The 16,919-nt window shown below is 29.7% G+C and carries 9 protein-coding genes and 1 CRISPR repeat array; all 9 genes read left to right on the plus strand.

The annotated features are described in order from the left end of the window. Positions 1–404 precede the first annotated feature (404 nt). The 9 genes from Q1B05_RS10645 (at position 405) to Q1B05_RS10685 (ending at position 15,865) form a co-directional block, all read left to right on the plus strand. Positions 405–749, plus strand: a complete 345-nt coding sequence (locus tag Q1B05_RS10645; protein ID WP_299780476.1) for a hypothetical protein — start codon at positions 405–407, stop codon at positions 747–749. A 642-nt stretch (positions 750–1,391) separates the two neighbouring features. Next, positions 1,392–6,098, plus strand: a complete 4,707-nt coding sequence (cas9, locus tag Q1B05_RS10650) for a type II CRISPR RNA-guided endonuclease Cas9 (RefSeq protein ID WP_299780478.1) — start codon at positions 1,392–1,394, stop codon at positions 6,096–6,098. 2 nt (positions 6,099–6,100) lie between these two features. Then, the gene (cas1, locus tag Q1B05_RS10655) at positions 6,101–6,988 is read left to right on the plus strand and encodes a type II CRISPR-associated endonuclease Cas1 (RefSeq protein WP_299780480.1); all 888 of its coding nucleotides are present in this window, start codon (positions 6,101–6,103) and stop codon (positions 6,986–6,988) included. Positions 6,989–6,991: 3 nt separating this feature from the next. Continuing rightward, positions 6,992–7,330 carry a CRISPR-associated endonuclease Cas2 gene (cas2, locus tag Q1B05_RS10660; protein WP_299780482.1) on the plus strand — a complete coding sequence of 113 codons (339 nt, stop codon included), beginning with the start codon at positions 6,992–6,994 and terminating at the stop codon, positions 7,328–7,330. A 52-nt stretch (positions 7,331–7,382) separates the two neighbouring features. Then, positions 7,383–9,632: direct repeats of the CRISPR family, unit length 46 nt; unit sequence CATGTGATTGCTCACATAAAAATACAATTTGAAATCAATTCACAAC. A gap of 437 nt (positions 9,633–10,069) precedes the next feature. Continuing rightward, positions 10,070–10,438: a hypothetical protein gene (locus Q1B05_RS10665; protein WP_299780484.1), complete on the plus strand. Its 369-nt coding sequence runs from the start codon at positions 10,070–10,072 to the stop codon at positions 10,436–10,438. 518 nt (positions 10,439–10,956) lie between these two features. Continuing rightward, the gene (locus Q1B05_RS10670; protein WP_299780486.1) at positions 10,957–12,921 is read left to right on the plus strand and encodes a tetratricopeptide repeat protein; all 1,965 of its coding nucleotides are present in this window, start codon (positions 10,957–10,959) and stop codon (positions 12,919–12,921) included. A gap of 1 nt (position 12,922) precedes the next feature. Next, on the plus strand, positions 12,923–13,630 hold the full coding sequence (locus tag Q1B05_RS10675) for an endonuclease/exonuclease/phosphatase family protein (protein WP_299780488.1): 708 nt from the start codon (positions 12,923–12,925) through the stop codon (positions 13,628–13,630). Positions 13,631–13,634: 4 nt separating this feature from the next. Continuing rightward, entirely contained in the window at positions 13,635–13,964 is a 330-nt protein-coding gene (locus Q1B05_RS10680) for a nucleotide pyrophosphohydrolase (protein ID WP_299780490.1), read from the plus strand. Next, positions 13,961–15,865 (plus strand): DUF2075 domain-containing protein, encoded by a 1,905-nt coding sequence (locus Q1B05_RS10685; protein WP_299780492.1) that lies wholly within the window; start codon positions 13,961–13,963, stop codon positions 15,863–15,865. The genes Q1B05_RS10680 and Q1B05_RS10685 overlap by 4 nt, the downstream gene beginning before the upstream one ends. Positions 15,866–16,919: the final 1,054 nt, after the last annotated feature.

A 16,919-nucleotide genomic window follows, 5' to 3' on the forward strand; every position in this document is an offset into this window, starting at 1 on the left:
AAGAAAACAGAATAATAACATCAGAAAATAATAATCCTTCACTACCACCAATTTTTGTTTATAAAATGGTTAATGGAGAATTAAGTCTTTTAGGAACTTCGGGGGTATAAATTTAGAAGGTGGAAAGACTATGGTTCTTATCTCGGTAATTACGCTGATTATGGAAATGACTTTGCTCATTCAAAAACAATTTCATTCAATTGTGGGCTCGAACTTTCAAATAATGACCTTAAATCTGGAACAATTTATGTCGTACTAAAAAAACAAGGATGTTTTAATCGCACCAAAGTTGACTATGGAAATCCTGAAATTGCATATCGTCAAAGCTTGTGTAATCCTAAACAAATTTTAAAAGTTGAAGATTTTGATAGTGACTATGTATTATTAAAAAAATTATAGAATAAATGAGAAAATATTTAGCATTATTAATGACCGTTTTTTTATTTGTAAGTTGTTCTCAAAGTAAAAGAGAGCTTTATGAAATAACAGACTCATTCGTTGAATCTTTAGATACTGAATTTGAAAGTTATGGTATACAAGGAGAAAAGTATTCAAAGAAAACAACTGAAGGTAAGTATAGAGTTATGCCATTTGGTAGATTAATCAATGTTAAAATAATGGAAGTTGTAGAAGATGGAACTTATGAAGAACTTCGAGATGGTTTAACAAACCATTATGAAGACGACAATCGAGTAAATAAAGTCTATATCAATCAAGGAGGAACAATAATGATTGACTGTAGAAACTAAAACCTGTTTACACAATGGCTTACCGCTATTGCCTCCCTAAAAAATGCTTGAGACAACAAAAGTGCTGCGTAAAGCTATTAATGCCAGTAGAGCGTTAGTATAGCTCAAAGGTATGTTAACTAATTTACCATAACCCACGTTATTTTTAGACATACATCTGCAAGAAGTAAAAGCATGTTCTTAAATAGAAAATATTATTACAACTAACGATGATCTATAAAAATCTTTAGTAGCAGATAAAAAGTTTGATAACCCAGCGACAAAAAAAGTGAAGTTTTTAAAAAGGAAACTGTAAATAATTTACAAATACAGAATGAACCTAAACAGAGGTTAGAGTAGACGTTTTATAGTTCTTATATGTCTAATATTAGTCTTGATAGGATGAAATCTACCTCCAAGGCACTCTACACATATAAATGATATTATTCGGGTTAAGGTGTAGTTTTATTGAAGTCCCTTTAGATAAATGAAAACGACAACCGAAGTTGCCGTTTTAAATGTTTTCACAACGGAATAATCCTTATTGTGAATTGATTTCAAATTGTTCAGCTAATATAATAAAAAAAAACTTTATGAGTTTGCGGGTTCCCGTAAATAGATAAAAATAGAAAATTGTATATTCCTAAAGTAAATTTAGCATAGATGAAAAAAATATTAGGTTTAGACTTAGGTACGAATTCAATAGGTTGGTCTTTAATACAACATGATTTAAAAAAAAGTTATGGTGAAATAATTGGGATAGGCTCTCGTATCATACCAATGAGCCAAGATGTTTTAGGGAAATTTGATTCAGGTGTATCTATATCTCAAACAGCAGAGCGTACAAAATATAGAAGTGTTAGGAAATTAATACAACGAAACGTATTAAGAAGAGAGCGTTTACACAGGACACTACATCAATTAGGGTTTTTACCCAAACATTATGATGATGCAATTGATTTTGAGAATAAGCTAGGACAGTTTAGAGATAATACGGAAGTGAAACTTAACTATTGTATCAATCAAAATAACATACACGAATTTTTATTTAAAGATTCTTTTAATGAAATGATTTTAGAGTTTAAAAAAGAAAACCCAGAATTATTTTATTTGAAAAATAATGGGGAAGAAACTAAAATCCCATACGACTGGACTTTATATTATTTAAGAAAAAAAGCGTTATCTCATAAAATATCAAAAGAGGAACTTAGCTGGCTTATTTTAAATTTCAACCAAAAACGAGGTTATTATCAATTAAGAGGTGAGGATGATGGGACTGATGATAAAACCAAACATAAAGAGTATAAAGTCTTAAAGGTTAAAGAGATTATCAATTCCGGAGAAAAAGTAAAAGGTAAAATTCTTTATAATGTCATTTTTGAGAATGATTGGCTTTATGATAGACAAATCGTAGATATAAAAGAATGGGAGCATAAAGTTAAAGAATTTATCATTACAACTACTTTAGATGAAAATGGCAACCCTAAAACGGACAATGAAGGAGTTGTAAAAAGAAGTTTTAAAAAAGTAGATTCTGAAAAAGATTGGATTGCTATCAAATCTAAAACAGAACAAGATATAGAGGCTTCTAACAAAACTGTTGGGGAATTTATTTATGAAACTTTACTTAAAAATCCAACACAAAAAATAAGGGGTAGTTTAGTTAAAACAATTGAACGAAAATTTTATCGTGAAGAATTTGAAAAAATTATAAATAAACAAATTAAATTTCATCCTGAAATTAATATAAATACAGTAGTCGGGAAAGAAAACTATACTAAATGTGTTTTAGAATTATATCCTAGAAATGAAGCACATGCAAATAATATCATCAATAATGATTTTAATTATTTGTTTACAAAAGATATTATTTTTTATCAAAGACCTTTAAAGAGTAAAAAATCTGAAATAGATAATTGCCAATATGAATTTAAAACTTTTTTAAAAACAGATAAAATCACAGGCAAAACGTTCTTAGAAAAACAACCTTTAAAGGCCATCCCAAAATCGAATCCTTTATTTCAGGAATTCCGTCTTTGGCAATTTATACATAATTTAAAAATCTACGTAAAGGAAATTTCAATTGATAATAAACCTCAGTTAGATGTTGATATTACTAATACATTGTTTACTTCAGAAAAAGATTGGGCGTCTCTTTTTAAATATTTAAACACTAAAAAAGAAATAGAGCAAAAACACGTCATTGAATATTTGGTTTCTCATAAATTAATTTTAAAAACGGAAAAAACAAATTATCGGTGGAATTATGTTGAAGATAAAAAATATCCTGGTAATGAGACACATGTTAATTTTGTTAATCGTTTAAAAAAAGTAGAGAACTTAAATGTAGATGAGTTTTTAACTCCTGTAATAGAGTTTAAATTATGGCATATTATTTATTCGGTCACAGATAAAAACGAATATGAAACAGCTTTAAAGAACTTTGCGTTCAGACAAAATATTGATAAAGATACATTTGTTGATAATTTCAAAAAGTATCCTCCATTTAAAAGTGATTACGGAGCGTATTCTGCAAAAGCAATTAAAAAGATATTGCCTTTAATGAGATTAGGTGAGTTTTGGAATGAAAATGATATTACAGAACCTATAAAAGAAAAAATAGCAGATCTTAAAGCAAGATTATCAACTATTAATTATGATGAAAATGTTTTTAAGAAAGATGAACACAATTTATTAAATACTATTGTAGATGATATGCTTCCTAAGCAATTCTTAAAAAGTTTTGTTCACTTAAAAGATAAGAATCACTTAGCGGGATTAAACACTTATCAAGCGTGTTATCTTGTATATGAAAGACATTCTGAAAGTAGTGATGTCTCACAGTGGAAAACCCCTAATGATATTGATATTTTTTTAAACAATTTTAAACAACATAGTTTACGTAATCCTATTGTTGAACAAGTGGTAACGGAAACCCTACGTACAGTACGTGATATTTGGAAATACCATGGGAATAGTGATTCTAATTATTTTAATGAAATCCATATTGAGTTAGGTCGAGAAATGAAAAATCCTGCTGACAAACGTAAGCAAATGTCAGATAGAATAAATGAAAATGAAAACACCAATCAACGTATCAAGGGTATTCTTCAAGAGTTAATGAATGATGGAGTTAAAGACATCAAACCTTATTCTCCTAGTCAGCAGGAAATATTAAAAATATACGAAGATGGTGTTTCTCAAAATCCTGATGTTTCTTATGCTAATATTAGTGAGGATGATATTTCTAAAATCAAAAAAAATAGTAATCCTACACCAAACGAAATTAACAAATATAAACTTTGGTTAGAACAAGGGTATGTTTCTCCGTATACAGGTAATATTATTCCTTTAAATAAATTATTTACGACGGCATATCAAATAGAACACATAATACCGCAATCTAGATATTTCGATAATTCGCTAAGTAATAAAGTAATCTGTGAAAGTGATATTAACGATGATAAAAGCAATAAGACAGCTTATGAATATATTAAAGAAAAAGGAGGTAGTATTATTAATGGATTTAAACTTTTAGAATTAGATACATACGAAAAACAGTGTCAAAATTATTTTAAAAAAAACAGAACCAAACTTAAAAATCTTTTAAGTGAGGATATTCCAGAAGGTTTTATAAACAGACAGTTAAATGATAGCAGATATATTAGTAAGTTAATCAAAGGCTTATTAAGTAATATTGTTAGAGAAGACAATGAACAAGAAGCCACCTCTAAAAACATTGTACCCGTTACAGGAAGTATTACCTCTAAATTAAAGCAAGATTGGGGATTAAATGATAAATGGAATGAAATTATAGCACCTCGTTTCAAACGCTTAAATGAAATGACCAATTCAAGCGATTTTGGTTTTTTTGATAAAAAAATAAATGCGTTTAGAATACAAGTTCCTGATACTATTTCAAGAGGTTTTAATAAAAAAAGGATAGACCATAGGCATCATGCTCTAGACGCTTTAGTTATTGCTTGTTGCACGAAAGAACATATAAACTATTTAACATCTTTAAATACAAATCGTAAAAACTATGGCTTAAGAGATCGTTTATTAATTATAAATGAAAATGGTCATCATACTAAGCATTTTAAAATGCCTTGGGATAATTTTCCTATAGATTGTAAAAATGCTATTGAAAACACTATTGTAAGTTTTAAACAAAATCTACGTGTAATTAATAAAACGACTAATAAGTACCAAAGTTATAAAGATGAAAACGGAAATTTAAGATTAGGAAAAAACGGAAAACCTAAAAAAGAATTAACACGTCAAACTAAAGGTGATAATTGGGCTGTACGTAAGCCAATGCATAAAGAAACAGTTTCAGGAGAAGTAAAGATAAAACGCATCAGAAAAGGATTAGTTAATCTTACAAGTTGTTTAAATGACTGGCATTTAATTGTAGATAAAGAAATTAAAAATCAGATTAAAAAAATTATAAGCACTTATGATTTTGATTTAAAATTGATTAAGAAACATTTAAAGGACAACCCTATAATTATTAATAACAACCCTATTAGTAAAGTACTAGTTTATGAGTATACAAAAAATGCAACTGCAACAAGAGTTGCATTGTCAGAAAAATTTACCCGTAAACAGTTAGATTCCATCACTGATGGTGGAATACAACAAATTTTAAACAATCATCTCCTGTTTTTTATTGATGAAAATGGAAAAGAAAAATATGATTTGGCTTTTAATTGTGATGGATTAGAAAAATTAAATAAAAACATCATTCAATTAAATAATGGAAAAAAACACCAACCTATTTATAAAGTAAGAATATATGAAGAAGGTAGTAAATTTAATATCTCTGAAAACAAAGAAAGCCCTAAAAGCAAAAAGAAGGTTGAGGCAGCAAAAGGTACCAACTTATTTTTTGCCATCTACTGGAATGAAGAGAAACAAAAAAGAATTTACGAAACAGTACCTTTTAATGTGGTTTTAGAACATCAAAAACAAGTAGCTCATCTACCCAAAAATGAGAGAACACCTGTTCCTATAGATACCACAAAAGGCAGATTTCTGTTTTCATTGTCTCCTAATGATTTAGTTTATATTCCTACGGAAGAAGAGGTTGAAAATATGAGCATAATAAATTATGAAAAATTAACCATGCAAAAACTAACTAATAATATTTACAAGATGGTAAGTAGTACTGGTGGTGAGTGTCATTTTATTTTAGCAAATATTGCATCTCTAATCAAAAATTATGACTCAAAAAGTAAAACAGGTGAGTTAGGTAGTCTTAATAAGCTTGAAACAACAATGGATAAATTAAACCCTATAAGAATTAAAGAAAAATGTTGGAAACTAAAAATAGATAGACTTGGAAACATCACTAATATAATTAAGTAATTATGATAAAACGCACAATTTACATAGGAAACCCTGCATACCTTAAACTAAAGAACCAACAATTGTTGGTACAAGAACCTTTAGGAGATATAAAAGGTGCTGTACCTATAGAAGATATGGCGTTGTTGGTTTTAGATCATTATCAAATAAATATCAGTACACAAGTTATCAATAGTTTACAAGGAAATGGCGTGTGTATTGTTACCTGCGATGGACATCACTTACCTTTTGGGATCACATTACCCCTTTACGGCCATACAGAGCATTCAGAACGCATCAAATATCAATTAGATGTGAGTGAGCCTTTAAAAAAACAGCTATGGAAACAAACTATTATTCAAAAAATTAAAAATCAAGAAGCTTTACTAAAGTTAAATAATCGGGTTTATAAGCCTATGGAGGAATATAGAGCGGCTACAAAAAGTGGAGATACGGGCAATACCGAAGGTAAAGCGGCACAACATTATTGGAAGCACTTATTCCCTGAATTTCAACGTAACCGTTTTGGAGATGCTCCTAATGCACTTCTTAATTTTGGTTATGCTATTTTACGCAGTATAGTTGCCAGGGCTTTGGTCAGTTCAGGGTTGTTGCCGGTGTTGGGGATATTTCATAAAAATAAATACAACCCGTATTGTTTGGCAGATGACATTATGGAACCTTACAGGCCTTTTGTAGATAAAATGGTTGTAAACTATGTAAATAATTTTGAGGAAACATATGAATTAACAAAGGAGGTGAAAGCTTATTTATTAGGGATAGCGACGCAAGATGTTTGGATTGATGGCCAGCAAAGGCCGTTGTTAGTAGCGGTTACAACCACTACAGCCTCATTATATAAATGTTATACAGGAGAGTTTAGAAGTATTAAATATCCGGAATTAGATTAACCTATGTCTCAAGACAGATTTAACGCTTATAGAATTATGTGGGTATTGGTGTTTTTTGATTTGCCAACCGAAACCAAAGTAGAACGAAGAGCTGCGGGTTTGTTTCGTAAAGATTTAATCAAAGATGGATTCGACATGTTTCAATTCTCCATTTATCTACGTAATTGTCCTAGTAGAGAAAATGCCAATGTACATATAAAACGTGTTAAAAATGCATTGCCTAAACATGGCAAAATAGGAATTTTGTGTATAACGGATAAACAATTTGAAAATATGGAATTGTTTCACGGTAAAAAACAGGCAGATTTACCAAAAATCACACAACAATTAGAGCTTTTTTAAATTCTAAAAAGAATCCCTAACCCTCTAGTTTGCTAAAGTTTTAGGGATTGACCATGTGATTGCTCACATAAAAATACAATTTGAAATCAATTCACAACGGTAATAGGTTTCGTCCATAAGCGGATAAACATGTGATTGCTCACATAAAAATACAATTTGAAATCAATTCACAACTCTAAAGTACCAAGGTGAGAAAACTGGCTCCATGTGATTGCTCACATAAAAATACAATTTGAAATCAATTCACAACTATTCCTTCACATGGTGGTAAAAGGACACCCATGTGATTGCTCACATAAAAATACAATTTGAAATCAATTCACAACTAAAACCTACCCTTAAATCAGATAATGTTCCATGTGATTGCTCACATAAAAATACAATTTGAAATCAATTCACAACCGAAACAGTATAATTATGGCAATAGTAGATCATGTGATTGCTCACATAAAAATACAATTTGAAATCAATTCACAACAGTTTGAATATACTATTACCGATGCCACTACATGTGATTGCTCACATAAAAATACAATTTGAAATCAATTCACAACAAAGTTCTGCGGCTTATAGTGTAATTAAAACATGTGATTGCTCACATAAAAATACAATTTGAAATCAATTCACAACATACAATCCTTTCAACGAAATTCATATTTACATGTGATTGCTCACATAAAAATACAATTTGAAATCAATTCACAACAGGAAATACGCAAGCTGGTAGAATGTCATACATGTGATTGCTCACATAAAAATACAATTTGAAATCAATTCACAACTTGTAGCATACCAATTAACTAACGGAACGGCATGTGATTGCTCACATAAAAATACAATTTGAAATCAATTCACAACCTGTTGCTCGTAATTCTATACATATGGTTGCATGTGATTGCTCACATAAAAATACAATTTGAAATCAATTCACAACGCAATTTGCAAACATATCTAACGGATATAACATGTGATTGCTCACATAAAAATACAATTTGAAATCAATTCACAACTCTCTTGGGTTTATAGGCTCAATGCTAAAACATGTGATTGCTCACATAAAAATACAATTTGAAATCAATTCACAACCCATTATTATAGTTTGTTTTCGTATAAATACATGTGATTGCTCACATAAAAATACAATTTGAAATCAATTCACAACACTTTCGTTTCGATTGTTTCCCCTTCTACTCATGTGATTGCTCACATAAAAATACAATTTGAAATCAATTCACAACGTAACTGGACAGACACCGCATTTAACACAACATGTGATTGCTCACATAAAAATACAATTTGAAATCAATTCACAACGGGTTTGCATAAATTCGATAATGTGTTTGTCATGTGATTGCTCACATAAAAATACAATTTGAAATCAATTCACAACAATTCTTAAAGCTTCTCCATTAACTAACTCCATGTGATTGCTCACATAAAAATACAATTTGAAATCAATTCACAACTAAGGAACGAAACTTGGCTTAATGAAGCTCCATGTGATTGCTCACATAAAAATACAATTTGAAATCAATTCACAACACGATTTGTATAGCAAGACATTGGACAGTACATGTGATTGCTCACATAAAAATACAATTTGAAATCAATTCACAACAAGATGCTTCAATACCTTTTTCTGATAATTCATGTGATTGCTCACATAAAAATACAATTTGAAATCAATTCACAACACTCTATCTTCTATATTATACACGTCTTTTCATGTGATTGCTCACATAAAAATACAATTTGAAATCAATTCACAACAGCTTCTTCTGTAGCTTTTTTTGCATCATTCATGTGATTGCTCACATAAAAATACAATTTGAAATCAATTCACAACGGTTAATTTATACACCTTTTACTGTTCATACATGTGATTGCTCACATAAAAATACAATTTGAAATCAATTCACAACAACGCTCCGAACATACTGCTAGCAATATCTCATGTGATTGCTCACATAAAAATACAATTTGAAATCAATTCACAACAGCTTCGGCGTAAGCCTTTAAATTAAAATCCATGTGATTGCTCACATAAAAATACAATTTGAAATCAATTCACAACCAACATCTGGAGTCAACCTATCTTTTACAACATGTGATTGCTCACATAAAAATACAATTTGAAATCAATTCACAACACAACATCTTTATCGACAATAAGCTTTTCACATGTGATTGCTCACATAAAAATACAATTTGAAATCAATTCACAACAGCTTTTGCTCAACTTAAATTGTGACATATCATGTGATTGCTCACATAAAAATACAATTTGAAATCAATTCACAACCAGCTTATACCTATTTTTTATAAATACTCGAGAATATCATCAATTGTTTAAAAACGTACTTAGTTTTGTTTTTAAGCTTTAAGAATAAAAATTGTTTATAGGATAAATGAAGGCTATAGTGATTAATAATTTTGTTTTGATTATCGGTTACTTGCCTAATCTTACAAATTAAACTAGAATATGTGTTTTCTAAAGAGTTATAACGCTATCTAATAAATTATTACGATTACGGTGTAATGCATTCGTAGAAATGCTAATCAAGTGTTTATTGTATTATTCCTTTTAATATTTTCCATTTACGGTTAACAGTAATATTATCGCAATATTTAATAATATATTTATTCCTAAAATTAAATAGATCTAATTCTTTTACTCTCATTACATCAATTTATTAGTAAAAGGGATTAGTTCAAGTCTGATATCACTAAAAATAAATTATGAATAGAATTCTATTAATTATTCTTTTAACACTTGGTTCGTATGGTGTACAGTCACAATCATGTGACGAATTGATGAGTTATGTAAAATCTGAAAGTTACGGTACTACATATAATAGCTATACAAGTACAGCTATATCCAAAGTAACTTTTTATACTACAACAATTGATTATAAAACATTTTACTTTGCAATAGTGTGTTTTAAATCTAATGAATATTCCTATAATTGCTCTGAGTACATATATAAAGTAAGTTCTATGACTATGACTAATTATGCTTTGAACTATTTAGATGGTGCTGGGGAAGCATTTTGGAAATACATACAACCTTATGCAGATAATTTGGATTGTTCACCAAATTTTGATTGATGAGTAAATGTTCTATTATATACGATTTTAGATAATAAAGAATGGCTTTTGTTATTTAATAGCTGCTAAAAAAGATAGTATTAAGAAAAAATATACTCGTATAAATTTTAGAATGTAAATTTTTAATTGAAAAAAGTCTTACGTTTTCGAAAGAACGAAACCATTCTAAATCTATTGGTTTAACCTCATTTTATCTATATAAAACATAAATAATTTTAAGGCGCTTTAAGGTGTCCCCAAGTTTTACCTTTAAACGCTGATTAAGTTTCCTTTAAAAGTTTTTCAATTTCATATGAAATACTGGTAGTACTAATTATCTCCAAGCTATTTTACTATTTGATTAAACATATAAATATCTAAAAACTTGTGATAATGTGCCAAGAGTTTTAATATGTTTTTATACTTTTTGTTTTTCTTAAATAATATTCCTCAAAAAAGTAACTTCATATAGGTTTTATTTACCATATTTCTTATTTTTTGGTTTCAAAGATTCCTATTTTTACGTTTTATAAAAAATTATGAAGATTATAATTCCAGTAGACAGTCTAGCATATGAATTATTTCCAAATGCTAATGGCGATAAAAATAAATTACTAGATATATTATTAAAATATTATACAATAGATGGAATTGTTCCTGAGATTGATATTAGTAAAGAATTTGCAACTATTACAATAGATATAGAAAAACAAATTTTAGTTGAGTCTAAATACACTCAATTAATTAATCTTTGCGAAAAAGGTCAACTTGAAGAAGCACTTGTTTCTGCTAAAAAATTAGTGGAAGAACATCCTAATGTGTCGGAATACTACCGTATTCTAGGGCAAATATTTTCAGACCTTGGCAATCAAGATGAAGCTGTAAATAGTTTAATTGATGCACTGCGTTGGAATCCAAAAAATGAATACGCGTTAATAATGATGGGAAATATCTTTGCCAAGTTTATGAAGGATATTAATACAGCTATGATTTATTACAATCAGGTACTCGAGATATCCCCAAATGATAATATAACATTAAATAATATTGGTGCCAATTTAATGCAATTAGGCAAAACGGAGGAGGCGGTTTCTTATTTTGAAAAAGCAATAGAGGCTAACCCAGAATACCCTAATACATATTTTGCTTTGGCGATGGTAGCAGATATTGATGAAAACTATTCTAAAGCGTTTAAATATGCATTAAAATCTATTACAAAGAATAACAACAAAGATCAAATGTATGGTAAAGCATTAAAGTTAGCGATTGATTCTGCCACACATTTGACTAGCCTTTTTAAAACCGAAAAATTCATTGATTTAAAAATTGATGAAACTCTAAAATTTACAGATAAAGAAATTAGAATAGAAAAGGATGAAACTATTCCAACTGCAGCTAAAATTGAGATAGCTGAGAATTATGATAGAGATTACCATTTAGTGAAATTTAAGCCTAACTATCCTGCAGTGGCACATTTAGTACTTCATGAATTAATGCATCTAATTTTAGCAGAAGAAGCTAGAGAGGTTGATTCTAATAAATTATTTATATCAAATAACACATTTAAATCAAAGTTCTTATTTGCCTTAGAAAAGTATTCTAATAAAATGCATAAAGAAGGCTATAAGGAAGAAGCTATAACTAAATTATTGGAAAGTCTTTTTGATGGAATAAACAGACAGGTTTATAATACACCAATCGATTTGTTTATTGAAGATCGAATTTTTAATGAAAACCCAGAATTTAGACCTTTACAATTTTTATCACTTTTAAGTTTAATACAAGAAGGTATAGAAGCAACAACTAATGATACAATTGTAGAAAGGATGCCTGTTGGAGTATTATCAAAGTCTAAAATATTTAATATTATTCATGCATTACATTTTAAGAATTTATTTAGTGTAGACTTGGTTGCAGAGCATAAACCCACGAAAAGGGAGTTAAATCAAGCATCAGAATTATATAATGAATATTTAGAGTATCGAGAGGATAAAGAGCCAGGAGAAGAATATGAATTAGTTCAACATTGGGCTGAAGACCTAAAATTAGATGCTTATTTTGAATTGGTTTTTGAATCTGAATATAGAAGAAAAACTGTTGAATCAATTTTAGAAGAAATAAATGAAGACCCTTTTAACTTAAATGAGCCTAATCTTTCTAATGATAGAAAGATGAAAAAATTCTTGAATCAGCATAAAGACAAGGATCTAAATCATGCAGTTGCCATGCATATGGTAAGTGCTTTAGAGTATTTAAAAAACTTATCTAAAGAACAAGTCAAAGTGTTAGCTTTTGAGTTTGCGACTTTAGGAATGTCAGGATTAGACCCTAATAAAGACGGTTATACTATACCATCAATTGAGGGTAAATCCTTTTCAGGGTACAAAGCATTAGCCTATTATTATGTGTCATGGGCAACCTCCATTCCAGAGATGTTAGGGCAATTACAGCTGCCATTTGATAAAGAATATGAAATTGCTAAAAAGTTAACTGGATTAGAATAAAATGAAAATCGTTACCTGGAATTGTAATGGAGGTTTGTGGAAAAAATTTAAAGAATTAGAAAATTTAAATGCTGATATTCTTTTTATTCAAGAATGTGAGAATCCGCAAGTCTCAAAACATCAGGATTATAAGGACTGGGCAAATAATTATATTTGGATTGGTGATAATAAAAATAAAGGAATTTGTTTTTTTGCTAAACCAGAATTTAAATTAGATAAATTAAATTGGTCTAATATTTATGAAGACCATGCAGTTAAGTATTTTTTACCTGTACTTTTGAATAATAATATCAAGCTTGTTGGTGTTTGGGCGCATTCAAATAATTCTCCCACTTTTGGTTATATTGGCCAGTTTTGGAAATATCTACAAATAAATAAAGACAATTTTAAGGATGCTGTAGTTCTTGGAGATTTTAATAGTAATAAAATTTGGGACAAATGGGATAGATGGTGGAATCATTCAGATGTTTTAAATGAATTAAATTCTATAAAACTTGAAAGTGTCTATCATAGATTCTATTTAGAAGAACAAGGTTTAGAAATCAAAAAAACGTATTTTATGCATCGTAAATTGGAGAAAGGATATCATATTGATTATGTGTTTACACCCGAAAGTATGATGACAGGTGAATATGATTTACAAATAGGTGATTTTAAGTGGTTAGAAATAAGTGATCATTTACCTATAGTAGCAGAATTTAATATATGATTTTATGACAACACTTAAACAAACCATTCAGAAATTAATTGACTTCAGAGACCAAAGAGATTGGGAGCAATTCCATAATTCAAAGGATTTAGCTACTGCTATTTCAATTGAAGCAAGCGAATTGTTAGAGCTTTTTCTATGGAAGGAAAATGAAGATGTTAATTTAGATAAACTAAAGGAAGAACTTGCAGATGTATTGTCATTCTCACTGTTACTGGCAAACAAACATAATCTTGATATAAATGAAATAATATCAGAAAAAATTATAAAGAATAACGAAAAATATCCTGTTTCAAAAGCAAAAGGTAATGCTAAAAAATATACTGAATTATGAGTTTGATTAATAGAAAAGTAATATATAGTGCTTCTCAAGATGTGTTTTTCAAGGACGTGCTTTTGAATCAAGTTGCATCTAAAATGCAAGATAATCAAAATTCTTTTTCTAATTCAAAAGTAACAAGTAGTGAATTTCGCTCTTGGGAAAATTCGCCTAAAGCTGTTAAGCTTTTAATGGAATTAAGTGAAGTCAAAGATACTTACGTAACTTTTGAATATCAAGTTCCTTATACGCAGAGACGTATTGATTGTATGTTATACGGAAGAAATGATAATAATAATGGCGTCGTTATTCATATTGAACTTAAGCAATGGGATAAAGTTGTAGCAAGTAATATTGAAGGAAATTTTGTTGAAACTTATACAGGCATTCCAAATAACTTAGTTCCACATCCTTCTCAACAAGTTAAAGGATATCATAATTATTTAACAGGGTTTGTTGAAGTTTTTGAAGAAAACGAATTAGGCTTATTTGGTTGTGCCTATTGTCATAACTATAATTATACAGAAGATGAAGGCTTGTATGATCCAATGTATAAAACAATTTTAGAAGAATTTCCAGTCTATAGTAAGAATCAAGTTCAGGATTTAGCTAAAAAACTGAAAGAAAAACTTTCTAAGGGAGATGGTTTTTCAATTTTTAATAAGTTTATGCAGAGTCCTGTTAGTCCTTCTAAAAAATTATTAGAAAGTGCATCAAAAATTGTTAAAAACACTTCTGATTTCTCACTACTTAATGATCAAATTGTTGCAAGAAATATTATTCTCTCTAAAATACGTTCGGCGAGAAAAAATAATGAAAAAAGTGTAATCCTTATTAAAGGAGGGCCTGGAACAGGTAAAACGGTAATAGCATTACATATTTTAGCTGAAATTGCTGGAGCCAAAACAAAAAGGAGTGTCTTCTTCTCTACAAAATCTAAACCATTGTTAGAGGGGATTAAAAACAGATTAGAAAGGGGAAGTGATGCGAAGATTTTGTTTACTAACTTAAATCAGTTTATACCTTCAAGGGTAAATGAAAATAGTGTAGATGTACTAATCATTGATGAAGCGCATCGCATTGTAAAATCATCTAATCATCAATATACGAAATCTATCGACAGAACAGACCTTGCTCAAGTAGAGACCTTAATTAGAGCAGCTAAAGTAACAATATTTTTTATTGATGATAAGCAGGCTATCCGAAGTGCTGAAATTGGAAGTACCGATTTAATAAGAGATTATGCTCATAAATATAACTGTAGTATTGAAGAAGTAGAACTTATATCACAATTTAGATGTAATGGTTCTGACAATTATTTAGATTGGTTAGAATCTACATTAGGTTATTCTGATAAAAAGTTAAAATTAAAAAAAGAAGATAATTTTGATTTTAAAATAATTGAATCTCCACAAAAATTATATGACATTTTATTAGAGAAAAATAAGAATAATGTAACATCTAGATTGGTTGCCGGATTTTGTTGGGAATGGTCTAAAAAATTAGATGAGAATGGTAATTTGGTAAAAGATGTGAAAATTGGTGATTTTGAAATGCCATGGGAAACACATGGTAACATGACTAAGGCTCCTGCTGGATATGTTAAATGGTATGAGTGGGCATATAAGCCAGAAGGAATTAAACAAGTGGGATGCATTTATACAGCTCAAGGTTTTGAATTTGATTATATTGGTGTTATTGTGGGAGACGATATTATTTACGATAGAGATAATGACTGTTTACTTGGGAACATTGATGGTACCAAAGACCCAACTTTAAAACGTGGTAAAGAAAACTTCGATGAATATGTAAAAAACATATACAGAGTATTAATGACTCGTGGTATGAAAGGATGTTACGTTTATTTTGTAAACAAAGAAGTTGAGAATTATTTCAGGAGTAGAATTAATTTATAATTAATAATAAGGGTAGTTGCTTTTGGTTCTAAATCAGGTTTGAAAAATAATTCAGAATATTGGAAGCCTTTATTGAAAAATATAATAAAAAAATCTAACAGAATCTTGATGAAAATAGGTGTGAAATCATGTTATATTTATTGAACAGATTATTAAACTAGAGAATATTTAAAAAAGTCATTTCTTAATCTTTAGAATTTTGAAGAATAACCTCAACAAAACTTCAACTTTAGGCAGGTAATAAGGTGTTCGGCTGTCGCTCTATTTTGCTCCATAAAACATATTTGCAAGCCCATTTTTGTATGCCGTTGTCATCTCGAGCGCAGTCAAGAGATCTCATAACCTAGAAACCTATAGTAAACAAAGGCTTGCATATACCATAACCAAAACCACTGCGGTGACACATCCTCGTTGGCTCTGGTTATTTGTTTTATTTCACACATGCCACAACAACCTCACCCGTAGCTACTTTTGTACCCCAAACCCCAAAAGGTAGGCGTACTGCATAATTTAAATACCATTCAGCCCTATACAAGGTATCAAATTAAGACATACTGTAAAGCAAATATGTAATGCAGTACGTGTATATATAATGGGGTACAACCGCTACTTCTTGCGATGCGAGCCTGCGGGGCACAATGGGCGCCACCCAAAACACAATCATTCAAACTCCGTATAATCCTTAAGTGTATATAATCTGGATTAAAAATTGACTAAAATTGGAACAAAGGTTTTGGGCGTACAGCTGTCACAGTTTTTGCTATTATAATCATGATAACGTGTCTACATAAAGGGCTTTAGTACAATGGCATAAATAAAGCATAATGTACAATGAATAATGTTGCGATGCCATCAACCTAAACCCCTAGTAAGTAAGAGCCTGTATTTACAAGATGCGTTGCCGTCCCGGACAACACGTTATGCCAATACAGGCACTTATCTTGAACATCAAATGAAAGGTAAAAAAATAAAAGCAAAAACGGCGCCAGCTCGTGTAAACATAGCTATGGGGCGCACTTATGCTATGGCAACGTGCTTAATCCCCAAACCACCC

The organism is uncultured Formosa sp. (assembly GCF_947500765.1).
GTDB lineage: Bacteria > Bacteroidota > Bacteroidia > Flavobacteriales > Flavobacteriaceae > Formosa.